Origin of the sequence: Aurantimonas sp. E1-2-R+4, assembly GCF_036549515.1 — a bacterium.
GTDB classification, from domain to species: Bacteria; Pseudomonadota; Alphaproteobacteria; order Rhizobiales; family Rhizobiaceae; genus Aurantimonas; species Aurantimonas coralicida_A.
Genome location: NZ_JAZHLK010000023.1, coordinates 25587 through 48573, shown reverse-complemented (window position 1 = coordinate 48573; position 22987 = coordinate 25587). Strand labels below are relative to the sequence as shown.

17 protein-coding genes and 1 tRNA gene are annotated in these 22987 nt (G+C 65.4%); 6 read left to right on the top strand and 12 right to left on the bottom strand.

All coding sequences use genetic code 11. The features are described 5' to 3' along the window. Positions 1–5: 5 nt before the first annotated feature. A complete protein-coding gene (locus VQ045_RS12105; protein WP_331830275.1) occupies positions 6–1172 on the bottom strand; it encodes a hypothetical protein in 1167 nt (388 codons plus the stop codon). Between the two features lie 93 nt (positions 1173–1265). Further along, positions 1266–3089 carry an AsmA family protein gene (locus VQ045_RS12100; protein WP_331830274.1) on the bottom strand — a complete coding sequence of 608 codons (1824 nt, stop codon included), beginning with the start codon at positions 3087–3089 and terminating at the stop codon, positions 1266–1268. A gap of 161 nt (positions 3090–3250) precedes the next feature. On the opposite strand from VQ045_RS12100, the gene VQ045_RS12095 reads away from it, so the two are divergent. After that, a complete protein-coding gene (locus VQ045_RS12095) occupies positions 3251–5203 on the top strand; it encodes an acetoacetate--CoA ligase (protein ID WP_331830273.1) in 1953 nt (650 codons plus the stop codon). Positions 5204–5345: 142 nt separating this feature from the next. Next, the gene (gene chrA, locus VQ045_RS12090) at positions 5346–6755 is read left to right on the top strand and encodes a chromate efflux transporter (RefSeq protein ID WP_331830272.1); all 1410 of its coding nucleotides are present in this window, start codon (positions 5346–5348) and stop codon (positions 6753–6755) included. 41 nt (positions 6756–6796) lie between these two features. On the opposite strand, the gene VQ045_RS12085 is transcribed toward chrA, so the two are convergent. The 3 genes from VQ045_RS12085 to VQ045_RS12075 form a co-directional block, all read right to left on the bottom strand. Continuing rightward, positions 6797–8488 (bottom strand): ABC transporter permease, encoded by a 1692-nt coding sequence (locus tag VQ045_RS12085; protein WP_331830271.1) that lies wholly within the window; start codon positions 8486–8488, stop codon positions 6797–6799. A 180-nt stretch (positions 8489–8668) separates the two neighbouring features. Then, positions 8669–9724, bottom strand: a complete 1056-nt coding sequence (locus VQ045_RS12080; protein ID WP_331830270.1) for a Fe(3+) ABC transporter substrate-binding protein — start codon at positions 9722–9724, stop codon at positions 8669–8671. Positions 9725–9974: 250 nt separating this feature from the next. Then, positions 9975–13811 (bottom strand): ATP-binding protein, encoded by a 3837-nt coding sequence (locus VQ045_RS12075; protein WP_331830269.1) that lies wholly within the window; start codon positions 13809–13811, stop codon positions 9975–9977. A gap of 271 nt (positions 13812–14082) precedes the next feature. On the opposite strand from VQ045_RS12075, the gene VQ045_RS12070 reads away from it, so the two are divergent. Beyond that, complete coding sequence (locus VQ045_RS12070) at positions 14083–14547, top strand: phasin (protein ID WP_327625427.1); 465 nt, start codon at positions 14083–14085, stop codon at positions 14545–14547. A gap of 172 nt (positions 14548–14719) precedes the next feature. Continuing rightward, positions 14720–14796: transfer RNA gene (locus tag VQ045_RS12065), tRNA-His, on the top strand. 20 nt (positions 14797–14816) lie between these two features. Here the strand turns inward: VQ045_RS12065 and xseA are convergent. Then, the gene (gene xseA / locus VQ045_RS12060; RefSeq protein ID WP_331830268.1) at positions 14817–16439 is read right to left on the bottom strand and encodes an exodeoxyribonuclease VII large subunit; all 1623 of its coding nucleotides are present in this window, start codon (positions 16437–16439) and stop codon (positions 14817–14819) included. Positions 16440–16583: 144 nt separating this feature from the next. Between xseA and VQ045_RS12055 the strand changes: the two genes are divergently transcribed. Continuing rightward, positions 16584–17351, top strand: coding sequence for a pentapeptide repeat-containing protein (locus VQ045_RS12055; protein ID WP_331830267.1), 768 nt, complete (start codon positions 16584–16586; stop codon positions 17349–17351). 159 nt (positions 17352–17510) lie between these two features. Here VQ045_RS12055 and VQ045_RS12050 read toward each other — a convergent pair whose 3' ends face one another. The 4 genes from VQ045_RS12050 to VQ045_RS12035 form a co-directional block, all read right to left on the bottom strand. Continuing rightward, positions 17511–17786: a hypothetical protein gene (locus VQ045_RS12050; RefSeq protein ID WP_327625424.1), complete on the bottom strand. Its 276-nt coding sequence runs from the start codon at positions 17784–17786 to the stop codon at positions 17511–17513. A 142-nt stretch (positions 17787–17928) separates the two neighbouring features. Then, complete coding sequence (locus VQ045_RS12045) at positions 17929–18141, bottom strand: cold-shock protein (RefSeq protein WP_206452965.1); 213 nt, start codon at positions 18139–18141, stop codon at positions 17929–17931. Positions 18142–18349: 208 nt separating this feature from the next. Beyond that, positions 18350–18856 carry a DUF6194 family protein gene (locus VQ045_RS12040; protein WP_327625423.1) on the bottom strand — a complete coding sequence of 169 codons (507 nt, stop codon included), beginning with the start codon at positions 18854–18856 and terminating at the stop codon, positions 18350–18352. A 106-nt stretch (positions 18857–18962) separates the two neighbouring features. Further along, complete coding sequence (locus tag VQ045_RS12035) at positions 18963–19913, bottom strand: LysR family transcriptional regulator (RefSeq protein ID WP_327625422.1); 951 nt, start codon at positions 19911–19913, stop codon at positions 18963–18965. Between VQ045_RS12035 and VQ045_RS12030 the strand changes: the two genes are divergently transcribed. Then, positions 19887–20369 (top strand): DUF1127 domain-containing protein, encoded by a 483-nt coding sequence (locus VQ045_RS12030; RefSeq protein ID WP_327647196.1) that lies wholly within the window; start codon positions 19887–19889, stop codon positions 20367–20369. The genes VQ045_RS12035 and VQ045_RS12030 overlap by 27 nt on opposite strands. A gap of 104 nt (positions 20370–20473) precedes the next feature. Here the strand turns inward: VQ045_RS12030 and VQ045_RS12025 are convergent, their stop codons facing one another. Beyond that, a complete protein-coding gene (locus VQ045_RS12025) occupies positions 20474–21814 on the bottom strand; it encodes a hemolysin family protein (protein WP_327647195.1) in 1341 nt (446 codons plus the stop codon). Between the two features lie 180 nt (positions 21815–21994). Beyond that, a complete protein-coding gene (locus tag VQ045_RS12020; RefSeq protein WP_327625419.1) occupies positions 21995–22939 on the bottom strand; it encodes a hypothetical protein in 945 nt (314 codons plus the stop codon). Positions 22940–22987: the final 48 nt, after the last annotated feature.

Below are 22987 nucleotides of genomic sequence, written 5' to 3'. Positions count from 1 at the left end.
GTTGGTCAGTCGGCGCAGTCGCAGGCTTTCGCATGGGCGGCTTCGATCGCGCTAAGCGTCGCTTCGATCGCCGCGAGCATCGGGTCGCCGCCGGCCGGACGGTGGGCGAGATAGTCAAGCGCCTCGATCTCGGCGAACGCCGCGAGGAGCGCGCGCCGGACCAGCGGGTCGCCGATCGCGGCCTGCTTGCCGACAACCAAGGGTATCAGTACGGCTAACGGTGCCAGCACCGGGCGTGTCCGGGTTTCCGGAGCATCGCGCTTTTCGCCAACGGAGCCGGTTGCCGCCACGTCGCGCTCCGGTGGATGTGTGAATCCACCGGCCCGTGCTGCCGCGACAAGGCCATCGATCGCGGCGAGCCGGTCGCGGTCGCTCGCCAGCGGCGTCACTTCGGCCATGGCGAGCGGCGGCAGATCGGGATCGATCACCGGCCCGTAAACCCGCTTCCTGATCGAATGGGCGGCCGGGGTGAGGAACGCCGCCATACGCTCGGCGCCCTTGGAGGGGCGAAGCCCGGCAATGAGGTCGTCGCCTCTCGCCGTTGGAGCGAAACGTGGCACCGGCACCGGCAGCATCGCCGCGTAAGCCTGGCGGATCGCGCGCCGGGCCGCCTCACGCTGAATTGTCAGGGACTCGGCCGGTTCCGCCGGCACGGAGGCGACGCGGCTCGCATAGCTCCGCACCGTGGCGAGATAGTCGGGCACGCCGCCGCACAGATAGGGGGATTCGTCCTGGGTGAGATATTCGCCGAGCTCGGTTACGATCCGATCGGCGATCCACCGCTTGTCGGAACTGGCGAGCCAGGTGGCGCGGCCGCGGGCGCGGGCCTGGGCGGTGGCCTGCCGCAGCGCCGCCATCTCATCTGAGTTGCGGGGCCGGGAAAGTGGCGCGAAAATCAACGCCCCGGCCAAGTTGTCGTCGCGCTTGAAAGCGATCGTGCGGGCCGCCTTGATCTTCGGGTATTCGGATTGTCCGATCGCGACGAGCGCTGCGTGATAGCGGCCGACGCATGCGCTCGGATCCGCGCTTGCCTCGGCCGTTGGCGGTGCGGCGAACGCCCACCCGCTCGCCGTCAGCACAACCGCTCCGGCGAGCACAACCGTTCCGGCGAGCATCGGCGCGATCCGGCGGCGGGCGCGGTGTAGAGCGTCGGTGAGGGATTTGCCAGACATGCGACGTTTTCGATCCGATTGTCGGACGCCGGCGGCAAGCTCGATCGATCGTCAGGTCATCACGTTCGATACGTGTCAGACCGGATCGTCAGCCTATTGCGTCGTCACGTCCGGGTTGGGCCATTTGCCCCCGATGGTGAACGCAATCGGTTTCGATGTGGTGAACGCGGCTTGGGAGGAGGCGGTCTTGGCCGCCTGGGAATCGTACCGCCCGCGGATGGCGACGCCGCCATCGACGAGCGACAGGTCTCCGGAGGCTGCGAGGACGCCGGGGCCGCCTTCAATCGTCAGGCCATTCAAACGGACGTTGGCGCCGGCCGTCGCGATTTTTGCCTCAAGTGCCGTGTAGGGAACCGTGGTCCCGGTCAGACCGTCGGCGAGTGGCCGCGTCCCGGATGAGGCGAAAACCTTTGGAGAAAAACCGCGGATCGTCCCGTCGCGTGACACAAATTCGGCGTCGATACGGGCGCCACCAAGAATGGATGCCCAGTCGCGGAAGGGGGCTGTCACGTCGGCGGAAAGGTTGGAGCGCCCGGTCATGGCGAGCGTTTCGACCTTCAGGGCCTTCAGCAAGCTGGCGGTATCGACCCCGGTGGCGGAAAGATGACCTGCCGCTGAGGGCGTCGCCGGATTGGCGTCGAAGACGAGGTTGGCCTGGCTGCGGCCGCCGAAGACGGCCGCGTCGCCGATATCGAGTTCAGCCCGACCCTCGCCCAGCCTGACGATCGCCGCGACATCGGTCAGCGGCACCGGACCCACATTCGCCTGCGCGGCCGACAGACGGATATCGAGCTTCACTGCCTTGGCGAATGCGATGTCGATCGGCCGTTTGAGGTCGAAGGGATCGTCGGGCAGCGGCAGGACCGCACGGGCAAACGGGCTGAAGTCGAGGCTCGCAAAGGCCAGTGTGCCCCCGACGACAGGCGTCGCCGAGGCGAAACTCGCCTCCAGCGCGCCATGCCCCTGGCTGCCGGCAATCGATATGTCGGCCTGCTGCAGATTGGCCTGGAGGCCGGCGAGCAGCAAGTCGCCGTTCAGCGAAAACGGCCCGACATCCGGTATTCGCAAGTCGGGGTCGGCAAACCACCCGATGCCGCTGCGCAGCGAAGCGGCCGTCAGCTTGATCTTGCCGTTGATCGTGGCGTTGCTGTCGAGGCTCGCGGTTCCGTCGAAGTTCGCGGACAAGGGCGGCGAGGCCAGGTTGATGTCGACGTCGCTCGATCCGCCGGCCATGAGCGCGTCCGGGGCGCCGATATCGATATCAACATCCGCCGGCTGCCCATTCCAGAAGAACGAACCGGACAGGCGCAGCGCGGCCCCGGCGGACGCGCGAGCCACGATCAGGTCGATATCGCTGACGTCTCCGCCGGGCATCCGCGGATGGGGGCGGACGATCCCGTCGCGGATCTCGATGCGCCGCAATCCCTCGATCCGACCGAGGAGCATCTTGGCGAGTTGCCGCGGCTTGGGGTCGCTTTGTGACCGCGCCGCATCAGCCTCCGGCCGGTCTGCCACCAATTTGATGTCGGGCCGGATCAGCACCAGACTCGAGATGTTCGCCGTCCCTGTCAACGCACTCATGGCGTCGAGATCGGCGACGATCTGGCCGACGGTGAGCGAGCCCCCGCTTCCGATGCGCACGCGGTCCAGAACCATCCGGGTTCTGGGAAGCAGCGTGAACGCAATGTCACCCTCGATGGTGACGGGTTCGCCGGTCATGCGTTCCAGTCGGGCGATGACGGCTTGACGGGCCGCGTCAGAACCCAGCGCGAGGCCGGGAAGGGTGGCCGCAAGCGCGATCAGGACAAGCAGGACCGCGATCGCGGCCGCAATACGCGAAAGGCGCTTGAACCGGGGTCTTTCGCCCGAGGGTTCGGGTCGCGATTCGAGCCGGTCCCGGGGAGAAATGCGCGTCACGAAGCTTCCTTCTTCAACTCCGACCCTTCTAGACCCCGGCGCGGCGCAAAGCCAAGGCCGCCGCGGTCGCTGTCCCTCGGGCGAAGGATGACATCGCGCCGATCGTTGCCATCAAGGAAGCGCTATGGCACCAGCATGGGCGGTCATGAAGAGGATAGACGATGGGCGGCAAACTGCTCTGGACACCCGGCGAAGCGCGCGTCGCGCGCCATCCGATGACGGCGTTCGCGGTCATGGCCGGCGAGCGCGAGGGCCGCGAATTCGCCGACTACGAGGCACTGCATCGATGGTCTGTGGACAACAGGCCGGCGTTCTGGGAGGCGGTCTGGGACTTTTGCGGCGTCGTCGGCGATCGGGGAGACACCATCCTCGCCGAGGGTGATTCGATGCGCCACGATCGCTTCTTCCCGGACGCGCGGCTGAACTTCGCGGAAAACCTTTTGGCCCGACCTTCGGACGCCGACGCCATCGTGTTTCGCGGCGAGGACAAGGTGCGGCGGCGGGTGAGCTGGGGCGAGCTCACCGACCTCGTCTCGCGCCTGGCGCAGGCCTTTCGCGCCGAGGGCGTCGTTGCGGGCGACCGGATCGCGGCGATGATGCCGAACATGCCGGAAACCATCGCGGCCATGCTCGCCTGTGCGTCGATCGGTGCTGTGTGGTCGTCCTGCTCGCCGGATTTCGGCGAACGCGGGGTGCTCGATCGCTTCGGCCAGATCGAGCCGAAGCTGTTCGTGACGGTCGACGGCTATTATTACGCCGGCAAGGCCATCGAGATCGCCGACAAGCTCGGCCCGATCACCGCGGAACTGCGGCCCTTGCGAACCGTCGTCGTTCCCTATCTCGGCCAGGCCGAAGCGGTCGCGTCCAAGGTGACCAACGGCGTCGCCCTCGGCGCCTTCCTCGCCCCTTTCGCGCCGGCGACGATCGCCTTCGAGCGGCTGCCCTTCGCCCATCCGCTCTACATCCTGTTTTCCTCCGGCACGACGGGCATCCCCAAATGCATCGTCCACTCGGCCGGCGGCACGCTGCTCCAGCACCTGAAGGAGCACCGCCTGCATTGCGGGGCCGGCCCGGGTTCCCGGGTGTTCTATTTCACTACCTGCGGCTGGATGATGTGGAACTGGCTGGTCTCGGCGCTCGCCACCGGCGCGACGCTGCTGCTCTATGACGGCTCGCCCTTCCACCCCGGCCCGAACGTCATCTTCGACTACATGGCGGAGGAGAAGGCGACGTTCTTCGGCACCAGTGCCAAATTCATCGATACCGCCCGCAAGGAGGGGCTGACGCCGATCGACACGCACGATCTGTCGGCGGTCGAGATGCTGGCCTCGACCGGCTCGCCGCTGTCGCCGGAGAGCTTCGACTACGTCTATGCGGGCATCAAGGCCGACGTGCATCTCGCCTCGGTCTCGGGCGGCACCGACATTGTCTCCTGCTTCGTCCTCGGGGTTCCATGGCGCCCCGTCTATGAGGGCGAGATCCAGGGGCCGGGCCTCGGCATGGCGGTCGACGTGTGGGACGCGGCGGGCCAGCCGGTACGCGGCGAAAAGGGCGATCTCGTCTGCACCGAGGCGTTTCCCGCGATGCCGGTCGGCTTCTGGAACGATCCGACCGGCGAGCGCTACCAGAATGCCTATTTCGACCAGTTTCCGGGCGTGTGGTGTCATGGCGACTTCGCCGAGTGGACCGAGCATGGCGGCATCATCATCCACGGCCGCTCGGACGCCACGCTCAACCCGCAAGGGGTCAGGATCGGCACTGCCGAGATCTACAACATCGTCGAGCAGATGGACGAGGTGCAGGAGGCGATCTGCATCGGCCAGCCCTGGGACGGCGACGTGCGCGTCGTCCTGTTCGTGCGGCTCGCCGATGGCGTCGCGCTGACCGAGGAACTGACCCAGCGCATCAAGTCGGGGATCCGCGCCGGAGCCTCGCCGCGCCATGTGCCGGCGAAAATCCTGGAGGTTTCGGACATTCCCCGGACCAAGTCCGGCAAAATCGTCGAACTCGCCGTGCGCGAGGTGGTCGAGGGCCGGGAGGTCAAGAACAAGGAGGCGCTGGCCAACCCAGAAGCGCTGGACGACTTCGCCGGACGGGAGGAATTGGCGAGCTAGAGCATCGGATCAAAAAGTGGAATCCGATTTTTGGATCATTCCGGTGCACAATCAAAGTGCCAGAGCGTCCCTTGTGCCTCTCAATGGAAGCCCGGCGCTCAAAGTGGCGGCTTCCCGCCAATCGCCGATCGGAACACATAAGATGATGGACAGTCTCCGCGGCGAGCCGCCTTCTCCGGCATTGGGGCAGGGCCACGGCATTTCCTTCGCCGAGGCCACACGGGTCTGGACGCGCATCGCCGCGCTCTCCTTCGGCGGGCCGGCGGGCCAGATCGCCGTGATGCACCGCATTCTGGTCGAGGAGAAGCAGTGGATCGGCGAGAACCGGTTCCTGCACGCGCTGAACTATTGCATGCTTCTGCCCGGCCCGGAGGCGCAGCAGCTGGCCATCTATGTCGGCTGGCTGCTGCACGGGACCAAAGGCGGCCTCGTCGCCGGCACGCTGTTCGTGCTGCCCGGCCTCGTCAGCATCATGGCGTTGAGCTGGGTCTACGCCGCCTTCGGCAATGTCGGTATCGTCGGCGCGCTGTTCTTCGGGCTGAAGGCGGCCGTGCTGGCGATCGTCATCGAGGCAGTGGTCAGGATCGGCAGGCGGGCGCTGAAGAACCGGTGGATGCTCGGCATCGCCATGGCGGCCTTCGTCGCGATTTTTCACTTCGACGTACCGTTCCCGCTGATCATTCTGGCGGCCGGGGCGATCGGCTTTGCCGGCGGTCGCGCCGGGCATCGCGCCTTCCTCGTCGGCGGCGGACACGGGACGTCTAAGGGAGCACCGCTTGCCGATGCGGACTCGGCGCTGGGCGAGACGATTCCGCTTCACGCCCGGCCGAGCCTGGCCTGGGCGATCCGCGTTTCCGGCGTGCTCCTGGCGCTCTGGCTCGCGCCGGTCGCCTTGCTCTTTTTCACCCTCGGCGCCGGCAACGTCTTCACCGACATCGCCCTGTTCTTCTCGCAGATGGCGGTCGTGACCTTCGGCGGCGCCTATGCGGTTCTTGCCTATGTCGCCCAGCAGGCCGTCGACGGTTACGGCTGGCTGGTGCCCGGCGAAATGCTCGACGGATTGGGCCTCGCGGAGACGACGCCGGGGCCGCTGATCATGGTGACGCAGTTTGTCGGTTTCCTCGGCGCCTTTCGCGACCCCGGAGGGCTGAATCCGTTCGTCGCGGGAACGTTGGGCGGCCTTCTGACCACCTGGGTCACCTTCGTTCCCTGCTTCCTGTGGATCTTCCTCGGCGCGCCGTTCATCGAAAAGCTGCGGAGCAACCGGGCGCTCTCGGCGGCGCTGGCCGCCGTCACCGCGGCCGTCGTCGGCGTGATCCTCAACCTCGCCGTATGGTTCGGCCTGCATGTCCTGTTCGGCAAGGTGCGCGAGATATCCCTCCTGGGCGGGACGATCGATCTGCCGGTAGGGAGCAGCGTGAACGGCCCGGCCCTCATCTTCTCGCTGACCGCCGCCATTGCCGTCCTTGGCTTTCGGATCGGGATGATCAAGGTGCTCGCCGCATCCTCCGTCGCGGGTGTCGCGTGGTATCTTCTGTTCGGCCTTGGATAATACCAACCTGCGCGGCTCGACGCCACCGATCGGCCGCCCCCTCACGCCCGCACGGTCTCCTTCAGGATCGAGCGGGTCAAGAGCACCACCGGCACGATCCCGACCATGACGATCATCAGCGCCGCCAGGGCGCCGTCCTCGAAGGCCGCGCGCGAGGTCTGCGCGTAGACGAAGGTCGCCAGCGTCTCGAAGTCGAAGGGGCGCAGGAGGATCGTCGCCGACAGTTCCTTGGTCGCATCGACGAAGACCAGGAGGAACGCGGTCAGCAGCGCCGGCTGCATCAGCGGCAGCAGGATCTGCCGAAGCGTCCCGCCGGGGCCGCGTCCGAGCGTGCGCGCGGCCATGTCGAGATGTGGCGACAGCTTGGAAAAGCCGCTCTCGATGGCGCCGTGGCCCATCGCCATGAACCGCACGAAACAGGCATAGACGATGGCAAAGCCCGAGCCCGATAGCAGCAGCCCGGTCGAGATGCCGAACCAGTCGCGCATCACGGCGTCGACGGCGTTGTCGAAGGCGGCGAGCGGGATCAGGATGCCGATGGCAAGCACGGTGCCCGGCACCGCGTAGCCGAGGGCGGCGACCCGCACCAGCGCCGCCAGCCGCCGGCTGCCGGTGAGGCGGATGCCGTAGGCCATCGCGAAACCCGCGCCGACAGTCGCCAGCCCCGCCGCCGTGGCGATGACGACGGTATGCTGGAGCGCCCGCCACAGCTGTGGATCGGCCAGTTGATCGAGCCGCCGCAAGGCGAAGCCGCCGAGGACCAGAATCGGAATACCGAAGCCGACCGCGATGGGGACGGCGCAGGCGAGGGCGGCGAGCGCGCCGCGCCAGCCGCGCAATGGCTCATGGCCTTCCTGCGGACGGTCGCCGCGATGAATGGTGAAGCGCTGCTGACGCCGGGCGAAGCGCTCGACCAGGACGAGGAAGACGATGACGGCGAGCATGAACAGCGCGATCTGCGTCGCACCATAGAGATCGCCGCGGTTGAGCCAGGTCGAATAGACGGCGAAGGTCAGCGTGCGGACGCCGAGAAACTCCACCGCGCCGATGTCGTTGACCGCTTCCATCAGCGCTAGCGCGACGCCGATCGCGATCGCCGGCCGCGCCATCGGCAGCAGGATCTTGACGAACACGGCGGCCCGCGAGGCGCCGAGGGTGCGCGCCACGTCGCCGGCCTTGCGGCCCTGCATGACGAACACCAGCCGCACGGTCAGAAAGATGTAAGGGTAGAGCACCGAGGATAGGATCACGATCGCGCCGCCGAGCGAGCGGATCTCCGGGAACCAGTATTCCCGCGAGTTTTGAAAGCCGAAAATGTCGCGGATGGCGGTCTGCACCGGGCCGGCGAAATGCAGAAACTCGACGACGCTGTAGGCGGCGATATAGGTTGGCACCGCCAGCGGCAGCACCAGCGCCCAGGCGAAAATCCGCCTTCCGGGAAACTGGAAGCTGGCGACGAGCCAGGCCGTCACCACGCCGATCGAGCCGGCCAGAAGGGCGATTCCCAGCATCAGGAGCAGCGTCACCCGGCTGGCCTCCGGCAGGATCGTCTCGGCAAGATGCCGCCAGTTGGTGGACGTGCCGGACGCCGCGATGACCGCCAGAGCGACCAACGGCAGGATCACCGTTAGCGCCACCGCCGTCGCGCCGACGAGGTAGCCGCGATCCCGCCCGCGCTTGAGACGCAGGCGGTTCCGGATGAGCGGCTTCAGGAGTGGGGCGGCGTTGGACATAGAACGGCGGGGCAATCCTGCGACAAACGATCGAAACGCGATCGGCCCGGCAAATCCGGAATCGATCGCGACTGGCCACAGGGCTTAGCAGGCGCTCGCCGGCGAATAAACGGCTCGGCGCCCGAAGCGGAAATCCGCCCGGACGCCGAGTGCTCGTTGTGACCGGTTTTGGCTTCGCGTTTAGCTCTGCGGTCCGTTGTCGAAGCCGACCTCGTCGACGATCTCGGATGCCTTGGCCCGGAATTTGGCGATCTCGGCGAGTGGCATGTCGTCCGGCTTCATTTCGCCGAAGGAATTGACCAGATCGGAGGTCGCGATGCCCGGCTTGACTGGATATTCGTAGTTGAGCTCGGCATAGATCTGCTGCGCCTCGTCGCCCGACAGGAATTCCATCAACTTCAGGGCGTTGTCCTTGTTCGGAGCGTTCTTGGCCAGCGCGACGCCTGACAGGTTCACATGGGTCAGGCCGTTGTCGAAAGTCGGCATGATGACCTTGATCGCCTCGGCCCACTCCTTCTGCTCCGGCTCCTTGTCGTTGGTCATCATCTTGCCGACGTAATAGGTGTTGCCGAGCGCGATGTCGCATTCACCGGCGAAGATCGCCTTGGCCTGGTCGCGGTCGCCGCCCTCGGGCCGACGGGCCAGGTTGTCACGCAGGCCCGCGGCCCATTCGCGCGCAGCGTCCTCGCCGTAATGGGCGACATAGGCGGCGATCAGCGCGACATTGTAGGGGTGTTGGCCCGAGCGCACGCACAGCCGTCCCTTCCACTTCGGATCGGCAAGGTCCTTGTAGGTGATCTGGTCCACGTCGACTCGCTCCTTCGAGGCATAGACGACCCGGCCGCGGGCGGTGAGTCCGAACCATTCGTTCCCGGCGTCGCGGAATTCGGCCGGAATGTTTTCAGCCAGCGCCGCGTCGTCCACCGGCTGCACCACGCCGGCCTGCTTGGCGGCATCGAGCCGGCCGATGTCGACGGTCATGATGAGATCGGCCGGGGAATTGGCCCCCTCGGCGGCGATGCGCTCTTCCAGACCCTTGTCGAGAAAGATCGTTGCTGTCGTCAGGCCCGTCTCTTCGGTGAAGGCGTCGAGCAGCGGCTGGATCAACTCCGGCTGGCGCGCGGTATAGATGTTGACGTCCGCAGCGTTGGCGGTCGCCGCGGCGAAGGACACGGCGATGAAGCCGGCGGACAGGGTCAGGGCGCGCGCGAGCCGTGGCAAACAACGCTTCGTCATTAAAACTCTCCTCGATCCGCGGAGGCGATCGCCTCACGCGGCTTGGGCTGGTCGGAACGGGTAGATCCTATCGACGCGACCGGACCCGCCCGTTTGCGGTGAAAGAGCCGCCTGGGGATGCGACCCGGCGCACTCATGCCGCATGGACTTGGCCAACACAAGAGGTTTTGGTAAAAATAATGAATAAAATCAATGGTTTAGAAGTATTCTAATGTTGAATCATTCTAAAGCGGGAGGGTCGTGAAGCGGTTCAGTCGGTCAGAACTCTTTGCGGCGGAAACAGAATCTCGACCAGCGTCCCTTCGCCTGGGGTCGAGGAAATCGCGAATGTGGCCCGGTTGGCTTCGACAAGCGCCTTGGTCAGCGGCAGGCCGAGGCCGGTGCCTTCCCCGCGTCGGCGCGCGCCCGGATTGACCTGCCGGAATGGCATCATGGCGATTTCAATCTCGCGTTCGCTCATGCCGATCCCGCTGTCGCGGAACCTGAGGGCGACGTCGCCCCCCGGCGAATAGCTCGTCGACACGATGATCTGACCGCCGGCCGGTGTGAAGTGGATGGCATTCGAGACGAGGTTCATGGCGATCTGGCGGATCGAGCGGTTGTCGGCGACCACCGGCGGCACCGACGAGGGCAGGTTGGAGCGCACGATGACGCGCTCGCGGTTCGCCTGCGGCTGCATCAGCGCCACGACATCGGAGATCACTTCGGTCAGCGAGACCGCCTCGAAGGCGAGATCGAGCTTGCCGGCCTCGATCTTGGTGATGTCGAGCAGATCGTTGACGAGATCGAGCACGTGGTGGCCGGACCGCTTGATGTCGTCGAGATATTCCAGATAGCGCTCATTGCCGATCGGGCCGAAACACTCCGTCGCCATGACGTCGGCAAAGCCGATGATGGCGTTGAGCGGCGTGCGCAGCTCATGGCTGATATTGGCGAGGAACTGGCTCTTCTGGAGGCTCGCTGCCTCGGCTTCGCGCCTTGCGTTGGTCAATTCCTCCTCGACCCGCTTGCGATGCGAGATGTCCCGAACGACGGCGTACCAGCCGCGTCCGCCCGGTAGTTGGCCGAAGTGCAGCAGCAGCGGAACGAAGCCACCCTCCGCGACGCGGCCGATGACCTCGCGACCTTCGTCGTCGGCAGACGGAGTCTCGTCGTGCCGCAGATTCTCCAGATAATCGTTGGTCGCCTTCTGGCTCTTGTGGGCGAAGAGCGTGATGAAGGGGCGTCCGGCGCTGTCACCCTCGGCGATCGCGAAGAGCTTATGGGCGGAGCCGTTCATGGAGCGGATGTTGCCCGCGATATCGAGCAGGACCAACCCGTCCGCCGCCGTGTCGATGACGGCCTTCAGGTCCTCGACCTCCTGGCGCAGCGTCTCGTGTTCGCGGTCATCGGTCGCCGTGTCCGGCTTGATCACCCCGGCGGAATCGTGCCGCATGGTGGCCGCGCTGACGTGCTGTGAGGTGAAGAAGGACATCACCAGACAGGAGCGCCCGGTGATCGTCGAGCGCTGCATGTGCGTGCGAACGGCGATCGTCTCTCCGCTCGCGCGCCGGATCGTGAGCGCCTCATTCTCCGAGTCCGGCTCCGGGCTATCGGTAAACAGATGAGCGAGCCCGCCGGCGTCGCCCAGCGCCGTGACGGTTTCGTAGCCGGTCAGATCAAGGAATTCGCGGTTCCCATAGATGAGGTCCTCGCGGACCTGCACCAGGACAGGCAGCGGCAGCTCCGCGTAGACGGTGGCCAGCTCCGCGAGCAGGGCGGATTTGTCCGACGGCAGCATATCGGCGGAGTCGGGATCGTCACCGTCGTCACCGCTGGGATCGACGACCGCCTCGACCGGCGTCTGGCTTGGGTCGCCTGCGCCCTCGACCGGCGCCTTCGGAATCGGGGGCGTCATCGCGTCTTCGGGATCGGACGCTCCGCCGGCATCGTTTGCCGCCTCGGCGGATGCCTGCCCGTTGGCGCGAGCATTCTCCAACTCGTCGATGCGCCGTGTCGCCGTCTGGATCGCCTGCTCGAGTCGATTGGGCGCGTCTTCGTGGGCCAGGGTCTGACCGATCGCGCGGAACGCCGCTTCTTCGTCATGGCTAAGATCGCCGTCCTTGGGACGCCGGCGCTCCTCCAGGCGGATGATCTTCGGCACCTCGCGTTCGGCGGCCGTGTCCGGTCGATCGGCCGGATCGCGGCGCCCGAAGGAGACATCGCGCTCCTCCGACGAAAACCGTTTCAGCAGGGCGCCCCCGCCGATCTCACGCGATCTGCCGACGGCTTCGTCGGCGAGTGATTCCTCAAGTGCTTCGTCGGCCAGACCGGAGACGGCGCCCAGACGCAGTCCAATCGCTTCGGGATCCTCGACGGAGTCGGCCAGGCGGGCAATGCCGAAGCCGCGGAAGCCGTCGAAGCTGCGGTCGCGAGCATAGACGGGAAGCGCCGCGAGATCGATAGGAACCCGCTTGTCGGTGTTTTCCAGCGGCCAGAAGACGGTGCGGCCGGACCAGGTGTCGCGGCGATCGAGGAGCCGTCGGACCTCGCCATCGGCATCCATCCGGTAGGCCGCGGCAACGTCGTGAAAGCTGCGGTCGATGACGTCGGAGGAACGCGGGCCGACGGCGGCGGCAAATTCCGGCGACAGGGAGCGGAACCGCCCGTCACTGTCGATGCGCCAGACGAAGCGGACCGAAACGACATCGAGGCGGGGCACGAACGGCGCTTCCGCATCGCGGTGGTCCGGCCCCTCCAGTTCACCGGTCAAGGCAACAGGTCGGCTTTCCGGTCCGTCGCCGAATGGCATCGATCCTGTCAGCTCACGGCGCGGCGATCCGGTGGTGTCGGTCACCGGTTCGGGCGGGGACAATGGTCCTTCATCGACGCCACTGTCGCTCTTCGGTGCTTCATCCGTCGACGCCGCTTCCGGTTCCGGGAGCACCGGCGTGCCCCAGCTGGATCGCAGCGGGTGGGGAGCGGAAGCCGCCGCCGCATGGGCGTCGTAGGGCTGCTGCGGACCCGGCGATGGCATGAGCGTGCTTTCGCTGGTGGCGGTCTGGGCATCCCCATCATGGGAGGAGTAGCCATCGGTGGCGGTGGGCTCGTCCTTTTGCTCTGTCGTCGGGCCATCGGCATCGGAGGTCGCGATAATGCGCTCATCACCGGCCTGTCCGGCGGTGTCTTCGCCTTCTTCTGCCGCCGCGTCGATAGTATTTTCGGCGATGTCGACTTCGCTCGGTTCCGCCGCCGTTTCCGGCTCCGGCGACGACGCTTCGCCATCGCGGTTCCTGAAGTACCAGCGCTGGAGCAGCGCGCTCATCCCCGTCTTGCCGATCTGATCGGACCTGTCATTCTCGGGATCGGCCTGTGGCTCCGGCGCCAGGGTTGGAGGCGGGGATTGTTCCGCCACGCTGATCTCCGGCGCGTCATCGCCGGTTCGCGCATCGGCCACCGTCTCCTGCCGTTCCGGTCCGGTGCCGGCCCAAACCAGCACACGCTCGTCGGCGAGCTTCGCCAGAATCAGGACGCCGCCGTCCTCGCGGGCGACCACGCGATGCGCCTCTCCCGAGGCGCGGAAGGCGGCGAGCGTCTCCGGATCGGGCGTTTCGCCCGCAGATTCTGCGGCGTCGTCAACGGTCAGATCGCCGTTCGGGGAGTGAATCGCGACAATCCCGGGGCCAGCTTCGGCGAGGAGCCGCCGGTTGGCCGCTTCGGCCGCCTCCGTCTGGTCTTGCGGGCCCGCCACGGTGACGAGAACGACATCGCCGAGCGTGTCACCGCCGGAGATCGACTGGAGTTCGGCGGTCGCCGGGGGGCCCAGCCCGCCGCCGGGCTGACGAACCAGCGCCTTGGCGCGGCCAGCGGCTGCCAGCATGCGGCCCGCGGCGCGAATTTGGCGGATCGGCGCGGTGTTCAACGGCGTATCCGCCGGCTGCGGCCTGGCCGCGTCGAGTTGCAGGAGGCGCGCCCCGGCGGTATTGATCCAAAGGAGTTGCGTGAGATCGGACGAGAAGACGGCCAGAGCCGTCGAAGCAATATTGGCTTCGCGGACATGCGGATGCGCCATGATCGCTATCGCGACGGGCACTATCGATGTCGCCATGGGCAACGCTTTCAAGCTTGCCGCGCCTCCACGCCTTAACGCATCATGCACGGTTCCAGAGCCGATCTTAAGAAAGGATTCATAATAGGGCCTTCCCGCCGAATCCAGAATCTTCCGGCTTTTGGGGTCGTTCGTCGTGTTTAAGGGTTAATGTCTTCGCAAATGCGAAAAAGTTTAGGCGTTTATGTTGCACTGCACAAATTCAGATGTTATATGATTGAGCAGTCGCCGGCACTCTTTCGGGCGACACCCAACAACAGGAGACTGTCACATGGCCGACTCGAAAACCAACCAGGATCCGTTCGCGATGCCGAACACCCAGTCGATGATGGGCATGGACCCGTCGCAGATGTCCGAAACCTTCCGCGCCATGACGCAGAAGTCGATGGAGCAGTCCAAGGAAGCCTACAGCCGCATGAAGTCCGCCGCGGACGAAGCGACCAAGGCTTTGGAATCGACGATGGAGAACGCCCATCAGGGTTCGCTCCAGCTGTCGAAAAAGGCCATCGACGCCCTGCGCAGCAACGCCGAGACGGGCTTCCAGCATCTCGACAAGATGATGTCGGCCAAGTCGTTCGCCGAGGTCATCGAGATGCAGACGGCTTACGTCCGCAAGCAGATCGAACTGGCCACGGATCAGAGCAAGGACATGCAGGCGCTGACCCAGTCGGTCGCGCAGGACATGATGAAGCCTGGTCGCGACGCCTTCCAGAAGGCGCAGAAGAACGCCAAGTAATCAGGCCGCCGAAATGCTGGCGGGACGCCTGTCGCCCCGCCGCCGCCATGCGCACGAGGAAGACCCGGCCTGTCTCGGCAGCCGGGTTTTGCCGTGATCGATCGACGATCCGGGCTTGCGTAGGACGGCGAAAGATTTTATCTGCACCTTGGCGCGGGCGAGAGTCCGCCGTGCGGTTGTAGCTCAGTTGGTTAGAGCGTCGGATTGTGGCTCCGGAGGTCGGTGGTTCGAGACCACCCAACCGTACCATTTCTTCCCTGATACGAATGTCAAAATAGCGAGCCTTGGCCCTCGGCGGGCTTTTTCGCCGCGGCGCGGCGGCGCGGGCTCGGTTTGTCCTGGAGCATCGCGCTGCTCGTCGCGGCCGCGGGTCTCGCGCCCCAATCGCCGTCCTCCGTCGCGACGGCCGAGCGCCGCTCGTTCCCGGCAAACTGCACGGTGAAGGCCATGCCCGGCGTCAGGCCGGCGGCGCGGATGATCGGCTGGTCGTCTCCGCCGCGAATGATCGCATAGCCGCGTTCCAGGACGCGCAGCGGATTGAGACTGTCCGCCATGCGCCAGGCCGCCGCGATCCGCTGGCGGCGGGCTTCCGTCGCCTGTGCCTGCGCCGTCGACAGCCGCTCGCCGAGCGTGTCCAGCCGCAACCGCGCCGCCTCGCTGCGGGCCTTGATCTGATGCGGCTGCAGCCCCGCCGCCGTCCGCTCGAAACGCTGCCGCAAATCATGAAGCTTGATCTCCAAGGCATGGGCGGCACGGGTCTCGTGATGGCGCAGATCCGCGCGCTTGTCCCGAACCAGGCTGTCGAGGCGCGACGGTGACAGCCGGCTCGCGATGTCGCCGTAGTGGCGGCGCTTTTCCGAAATCGCCACGCGCAGGCATTGGCCGAGCGCGGTGGTGGCCTCGTCGAGCCGGCGCCGGGGCAGTGCCAGCAGCATGTCGGGCGAGGGCAGGGCGCGGGCGGTCGCGGCGACGGACTTGCGCTCCTGCTCCAGACGCCGCGAGATCGCGCCGGCCTGCCGGGCGTGAAGACCGGCCAAATTGGCCAGCAGTTCGGCCCGCACCGGCACGGCTATTTCGGCGGCGCCGGTCGGCGTCGGCGCGCGCCGGTCGGCGGCATGGTCGATCAGCGTCCAGTCGGTCTCGTGCCCCACCGCCGAGATCAGCGGAATCGTTGAGCAGGCCGCCGCGCGCACCACCGCCTCGTCGTTGAAGCCCCACAGATCTTCCAGGCTACCGCCGCCGCGCGCGACGATGATCAGGTCCGGGCGGGGTATCGCGCCGTCCGGCTCCAGCGCGTTGAAGCCGTCGATGCCGCGCGCGACCTCGTCTCCCGACGTCTCGCCCTGGACCCGCACCGGCCAGACGATCAGCCGCACCGGAAAGCGGTCGGCGATGCGGTGATGGATGTCGCGGATGACCGCGCCGGTCGGTGAGGTGACGATGCCGATGACGCGCGGCAGGTAGGGCAGGCGCTGCTTGCGGTCGGGCGAAAACAGCCCTTCGGCCTCCAGCTTGCGCTTGCGCTCGTTCAAAAGCGCCATCAGCGCCCCGGCGCCGGCCGGCTCGATGGTCTCGATGACGATCTGGTATTTCGACGAGCCGGGATAGGTGGTCAGCTTGCCGGTGGCGATCACCTCCAGCCCTTCCTCGGGTTTGAAGGCGAGCTTGGCGAAGGCGGTACGCCAGACCACGGCGTCGATGCGGGCCCTGTCATCCTTGAGGCAGAAATAGGCGTGGCCGGAGGAATGCGGACCGCGATAGCCGGACACCTCGCCGCGCACCCGGACATGGCCGAAGGCGTCCTCGACGGTGCGCTTCAGCGCGCCAGAGATTTCCGAGACGCTATATTCGGCGACATTCGAGGCGGCGGGGGATTCGTCGAGACGGCTCATGGCCGCAATCTTGGTGAGCCGCGCGCACGGGTCAAGGCGAAACCCGGCGATGCCAAGCGATGCTGATCAATCGGATGCGTTTTGACGGCGCGCCATTCCGGTGCAAGCTGGGAGCCGGGTGCCCGACCATCCAGGAGGATGTCCATGCGGAAATTCGTGGAAACGCTTGGTTTCACGCTGCTGGCCTTGATGCTGCTCGCCGCGCCGGCGGCGGCGCAGGACATGATGAGCGGGCTCGACCTGACCTCGCCGCGCATGACCGAAGCGGAAATGAGCCGGGCCGAGGTCGAGGCACTGCTGAGCCAAGCGACGCCCGACAAGCCCGCCGATCTCAACCGCAAGGCGCTGAACGGCCTCGATCTCTCGGGGCTGAATTTCGACGGCGCCGACATGACCAGCGCCTATCTCAACGGCACGGATTTGTCCGACGCCAGTCTCGTTGGCGCCAAGCTCGATCAAGCCTGGGGGCTGAAGGCCGTCTTCACCAACGCGAATCTATCCGGGGCCAATCTGTTTCAGGCGCAGATGATCGATGCCCAATTCGACGGCGCCGATCTGTCCGGCGCGCGACTTGCCAGCGATTTCACACGCGCCTCGATGGTCGGCGCGAACATGAGCGGCGCGGATTTTTCCGCCGACATGCGCAATCAGTCGATGGGCATGGTGCGCGGCGTCCTGAACTCGGCCAATCTGACCGGGGCGGATTTTTCCGGCGCCAATCTGTCGCGCGCCGCCGGCGAGTTTGCCAATTTCACTGACGCGAATTTCGAAGGCGCCGACATGCGGCGCATGGAGGCAGCGGGAGCCCGCTTCGACGGCGCCAATCTCGACGGCGCGGATTTCGCCGACGCCGACCTGCAATCCGCCAAGCTCGACAAGGCCAAGGGCACGGCGAAGAATTTGGAACGATAGGGGGATCAGTGCCGGGCAACCAACGCTCCGGCGCACCGATGGATGCGCGGAATCATTGCCGAACTCCTGCGGCCGCTCAATGACGAGGAAGGTGTCCCCTGAGGAACGGGGCACAAGGGCGTTCCGCATCAGGTGACGTGCGCGAGCCCCGCGAGGGGCTTATGGTTTCGCCGACGGCGATCCCTGAGATTTCTCCCGATAGGCCGAAAAACCCTCGCTTCGATACAGGGCTTCGATTTCGTCCTTGGAGAAAGAATTTTCGTCCGTGTCGATCGATACGCCGTAGCGCTCGGCCTGATCCTCTTCGACCACGAAACATATGCCCTCGGCGAGCGTCTCGAAACGCCGGTGGGCCACGCCACCCTTCGGCACCACGCGACGCGCGGATCTCGCCCAGAAAAGATCTGCCGGCAGATCGAAATTGATGATCGGCATGCTCGGTTTCCCCTTTCGCCGCGGCATTCGGCGGCCTGACGAAATATCGCCGTATCCAAAGCCTCCGGGCGCTTGCGCTTGCTGGCCCGCCGCGAAGACTCAATCCTCGCGGCGGGCCTGCGGTTTTATCCTGCTCGAATGATCAGGCGATCGTCTTCAGATTTTCGGCCGACATCTTGCCGCTCTTTTGATCGGACATGAGCTCGAAGCTGACCTTCTGGCCCTCGTCCAATCCGTTGAGACCGGAGCGCTCGACCGCGCTGATATGAACGAATGCATCGGCGCCGCCGTCATCCGGCGCGATGAAGCCAAAGCCCTTTTGAGCGTTGAACCATTTCACTGTTCCCGTAGCCATGGGAAAACCTTTCTAGAATGAAGTCTGAAACTCGCAACGCTAAACGCTACGGTATTTTGTGGTCGATGGCGAATACTAAAGATTGCGAGAAAAAATCCTGAAAACCCTAGCGCGCATAAATTATTGCCAACTCGGAATATATGGGATCAACACGCTCGTATTTCAAGCTGGGGGAATTTACTTGCTGGGCGGTCACAATTCAGAACTTTCAGGCGGTATCGATCGCGCCGGAACGGGCGGCGTTCCTGTGCCGCAATCTCTTGGTGAATGTCTCTTGCGCTCGCCCGTGCGCGTCGGCCAGAAGCGGGATGCATTGCATCCATGTCTTTTCGGACGGGGACAATACAGCGATCCATGACATCCATCCGTAGATGGGATGCGGCATCAGGACATCGCGCTCGATAAAGTCCCAAGGACCATCGATTATGCCGCCCTTGTCAGGACGCGGCGGAGGCGGGCCGAAGAGGCTCTGATAGGTCTTTTTTGAAACTCCGATATTAAGCCGCCAAACCTCGGTTCGATCAAGATCGGAGGCGCGATCATTCTCGCCGTTCCGATCCTTGATCGTAGCGAAATAGGTGCCCCGTGAGAACCGAGAACCAGGATTGTAAAAGTACGCCATCTCGCCCCAGGCAGCTCTCGGAACGACGCCACCGAGTTCAGAAATTAGATGCTCATGGACAGCATCACTCTCGATCCATTTGGGTTGCGACAAATTTCAGGTAATCCTCAATGGTCTTGCCCGGCTCGGGCGTGAAGGTCGTCCCGGTGGAGGCGCAAGCCTCCATCCGGTCGATGCGGTCGCATGGATTGCCGACGGTCTACTCCGCCGCGACCATTGCCCCGCGCACCCGCTGCGGACGCGGCGTCCGGGTCTCCGGCAGATGCGTCGGCGCGGCCTGCGTCGCCGGCGACAGGTTCGCCAAACTGTCGCGGATATGCTCGACCAGCGCGCTGACCACCGGCCCGTCGGCGTTGCGCGATCTGAGCACGCCGATCTCGGTATCTTGCAGCACCGGAAAATCGTCGAACTCGCCGAGCACCCGCATGCCCGGCCGCAGCGCGCATTCCGGCAGGACGCTCACCGCCAGTCCGGACAGTACCGCCGAGGTGACGATCTGCGCCGACCATGAGGTGAACAGCACTTTGTAGCGCCGCCCGATGCGGTCGAGTGCTTTGCAACCTTCGGTCCGCCAGACGCAATCCGGCCGACCGAGCGCCAGCGGCAGCACCGCTTCATTGTGGACGTCGTGCGAGGCCGACGTGACGAAATGCAACGGTTCGCGCCGTACCACTTCGCTGAGTGTCGCGCCGGGAAAGCAGTCGGAAACCAACGCGACGTCGAGCCGACCCTTGTCGATGTGCTCGGCCAGGTTGGACGAAGGCTCGCAGGCGATCTGAAGTTCGACCAGCGGATTGGAGCGCGAGAAGCGGGCGAGGATTTCCGGCAAGAAGCGTTCGGCATAGTCGTCCGGTAGGCCGATCCGCACATGGCCCTGCATCGCCTCCTCGTCGAAGGCCGACAAGGTCTCTTGGCTGAGTGCCAACATGCGCCGCGCATAGGCCAGGAGCCGCGAGCCGTCGTCGGTGATCCGGATTGTCCGCCCCGTGCGCTCGAACAGCGTTGCGCCGAGCCGATCCTCCAGTCGCCGCATCTGCATAGACACCGCAGATTGGGTCTTGAAGACGTCCTCCGCCGCGCGGGTGAAGCTGCCGGCATCGACGATGGCGACGAAGGTCCGCAGATGATCGAGATCGAGGGGTGTGTTCATCAGATTGTCCATCAACGAAAGCGATGCGAGACATTACCAACATTCGTTGGAATGATCAATTCGGATCGCATAGCTTTCATCGTGTCAGGAACCACTCGGGAGCGTTTCGGCACTGTCGCAAACAGCGTTGCGTCGGCGCTCCCATTTTTTCCTGAAACCGATGGCTATGAAAGGACAACAGCCATGACGATCATCAGCAAGCCCCGGCTCGGCACACCGCTCGCCCATCCCCTCCAGGCGATCCGTCTTTCGCTCGTAGCGGCCCGTGCGATGGTCAAAACCATGGCCAATCGCCGCCATGCGCGCGCCATGACCGAGTTGCCCGATTATATGCTGAAAGACATCGGCATTCGCCGCGGCGACATCGACGACGCCCTGCGCGGCGATTGGCGCCAGGACCCGACCTATCGGTTGGCGCTCACCGCGGCGCGCCGTCGCAACTCCCGCTGCTACTGACGACCGAAGCGGCCTCAACCCCGCGTTCCCATCGTGATATCGGAGCGAACGACCGAAGGTCCAGACATTCGGTCGTTCGCGTTGTGGCGGATAAAATCCCGACGTCAGCCGTCGTATCGCGCGTCACGCGGAGCAACGCTTCCCGGTCCCGCAGCGGGTTCCGCCGGCGCCTCCGTGACGAGCAGCTTGTCGATCCGCTGGCCGTCCATATCCATGATTTCAAAGTCCCAGCGTTGCCAACGGAAGCGTTCGCCGACACCGGGAATATGTCCCAGATGATTGAGGATGAAACCGGCGGCGGTCTCGTAATCTCGCTCGGAGGGAAAGAGTAGGCCGGGCACGGCGTTTCCAACAGCGTCGATCGGCATCGCCGCGTCGATCAGCCAGGAGCCGTCGTCGCGCGAGATCACGCGCGGATCGTCATCCTCGCCTTCCGGCAAGGCTCCGGCGATGCCTTTCAGAATGTCTGTCGGTGTCGCAACGCCCTCGAAGGAGCCGTATTCGTCGAGCACGATCGCGATATGAATCGCGGCGGTGCGAAACCGCTCCAGCAGTTTGAGGATCGGCATCGTCTCATGGACGTAGAGCGGCTCGCGCATCGCCTCGGCTAGGTCGATCGTGCCAGTGCGGCGCTGTTGTTCGAGCAGATCCTTGGTCTGGACGATGCCAACGACCGTGTCGGTGTCGGTGTCGATTACCGGATAGCGCGAATGGCCGGACTTCAGGATCTTGTCGAAAAGTGTGTCGGCGTCGTCCCGCCGGTCGAGCCATGTCGTGTCCGGACGCGGCACCATGATCGAGCGAACGGTGCGATCGGCGATTCGGATGACGCCTTCCAGCATCTCCCGTTCCTTCGGCTTGAACACGCCGGTCTGTGTCCCCTCGGCGATCATCGCCCGGACGTCTTCTTCAGTAACGCCGTCGCCCTCCTCGCGATCGCCGCCCAGCAGCAGGATCACCGCGTTGGTCGAGACCCGCAGCAACCAGACCAGTGGTGCCCCGGCCTTTGCGATCAGCGCCATCACCGGCGCGACCTTGACGGCGATCGCCTCGGCACGGCTCAGCGCGAAGCGCTTGGGCGCCAGCTCGCCGACAATTAGCGACAGATAGGTGATGACGACGACGACAAGGACGAAGGCGACGGTGCCCGCATAGGGGCCGACCACCGGCCAGTCCCGTATCATTTCGGCCAACGGCGCGGCGAAAACCGATCCGCCGTAAGCGCCGGCGAAGATGCCGACGAGGGTGATGCCGATCTGGACGGTCGACAGGAAGCCCGTCGGGTCCTCCATCAGACGGATGGCGCTGGCCGCGCCGCGTCGCCCTTCCTTCCGCATCTGTTCCAGCCGCGATTTGCGTGCCGATACGATGGCGATCTCCGACATGGCGAAGAAGCCGTTGAGGACGATGAGCAGGAGGATGATCAGGAATTTGGTGAGGAGCAAAAGGCGACCTTGAGGTGGATGCGGGACCGGCGCTTGAAGATGGAGGCGCGACGACCCGAAGCAAGCGGCAAGGCATTCAGCCGCCGCTCGGCGCGAGGCGCGGTTCGCAAACGGGCATGGCGCCCGTCCCCCGTTGCCGCATCACGATACTGGCGCTCGTCCCGGCCCGAGCGCGGACGATCAGTGGTCCTTGTCGTTTCCGAGCCCACCCTGGAAGCGCTGGAACAGCTCGGTCATCTGGCGGGCGTAGTCGTCCTGCATTTTCTGGCCGGCGCGGGCCAGATCGTCGAAGGTACTGGCGGCGGTGGCTTCGGGCTCCGGAGCGGGCGCCTGACTTTCGGGTTCGTCCGTCGCGGCACCGTCGCCGGATTGCAGCCCGCGCGCGAAGCCTTCCATCATAGCCTCGAAGGGCTGGAAGGGGATGAAATCTGACGCTGGCGGGGCGTCGTCGCTTGTGCGCCGGCTTGCCGAAGGCGGGCGCTCGGTTGCCTCGGCGACCGGCGGCATGAGGGGCAGCTTGCCATTCAGCGCATCGGCGAAAAGACCGGCGAGATAATCCGATCCGGCCGCGCCCGGGAAGCTCGGCTGCCGGCGCTGCGGACTGTCGGATGGGCGCCCCATGGCTTCCATCGCATTGGCGCCGCGCCGCATCATTTCCGCGATCGCCCCGGGATAATTGCCGTCGGCCAGCCCCGCGGGCTGATTTCGCGCGACATTGGCGAGCATCATCTTGACCATGGTCTGCATGGTCATGATCGAGAGGTTGCGCATCAGCTTCTCGACCGTGTCCGGAGCGATTCCGCTGGCAAGCGAGACCTTCCGCGCCACCGCGTTGGAAATGTCGCGCGAGCCGAACAGCGCGTTGGCCAGATCCTTCGCAGCCGGGCTCCTGGCGGTTTCCGGTCCCGGCATGGTGGTGCCGTCCATGAACGGCAGGAACCGGTGCGAGAGCTCCGTCCAGGCGGCGGGATCCAACATCGCGCGTTGCAGCGCCAGGGTGAAGGCGGGGGCCAGCGCCTCGGTCGTCTCTCGCATCTCCCGATGGCTGAGCTTGAAAGCATCCGCCAGACGATCGGCGCCAAGGCCGGAATCGCCTACAGTCAGCCAGTCGAAGAAATCGGTCATTGTGACCTCGATCGCAGCGTGCCCGTCCACATCCGGGCACACCATGCG

Bases quoted from the DNA above. Each gene is read 5' to 3' on its own strand.
- VQ045_RS12105 (WP_331830275.1), bottom strand. From the start codon at position 1,172: ATGTCTGGCAAATCCCTCACCGACGCTCTACACCGCGCCCGCCGCCGG.
- VQ045_RS12095 (WP_331830273.1), top strand. From the start codon at position 3,251: ATGGGCGGCAAACTGCTCTGGACACCCGGCGAAGCGCGCGTCGCGCGC.
- chrA (WP_331830272.1), top strand. From the start codon at position 5,346: ATGATGGACAGTCTCCGCGGCGAGCCGCCTTCTCCGGCATTGGGGCAG.
- VQ045_RS12085 (WP_331830271.1), bottom strand. From the start codon at position 8,488: ATGTCCAACGCCGCCCCACTCCTGAAGCCGCTCATCCGGAACCGCCTG.
- VQ045_RS12080 (WP_331830270.1), bottom strand. From the start codon at position 9,724: ATGACGAAGCGTTGTTTGCCACGGCTCGCGCGCGCCCTGACCCTGTCC.
- VQ045_RS12075 (WP_331830269.1), bottom strand. From the start codon at position 13,811: ATGGCGACATCGATAGTGCCCGTCGCGATAGCGATCATGGCGCATCCG.
- VQ045_RS12070 (WP_327625427.1), top strand. From the start codon at position 14,083: ATGGCCGACTCGAAAACCAACCAGGATCCGTTCGCGATGCCGAACACC.
- xseA (WP_331830268.1), bottom strand. From the start codon at position 16,439: ATGAGCCGTCTCGACGAATCCCCCGCCGCCTCGAATGTCGCCGAATAT.
- VQ045_RS12055 (WP_331830267.1), top strand. From the start codon at position 16,584: ATGCGGAAATTCGTGGAAACGCTTGGTTTCACGCTGCTGGCCTTGATG.
- VQ045_RS12050 (WP_327625424.1), bottom strand. From the start codon at position 17,786: ATGCCGATCATCAATTTCGATCTGCCGGCAGATCTTTTCTGGGCGAGA.
- VQ045_RS12045 (WP_206452965.1), bottom strand. From the start codon at position 18,141: ATGGCTACGGGAACAGTGAAATGGTTCAACGCTCAAAAGGGCTTTGGC.
- VQ045_RS12030 (WP_327647196.1), top strand. From the start codon at position 19,887: ATGATCGAGATCGAGGGGTGTGTTCATCAGATTGTCCATCAACGAAAG.
- VQ045_RS12035 (WP_327625422.1), bottom strand. From the start codon at position 19,913: ATGAACACACCCCTCGATCTCGATCATCTGCGGACCTTCGTCGCCATC.
- VQ045_RS12020 (WP_327625419.1), bottom strand. From the start codon at position 22,939: ATGACCGATTTCTTCGACTGGCTGACTGTAGGCGATTCCGGCCTTGGC.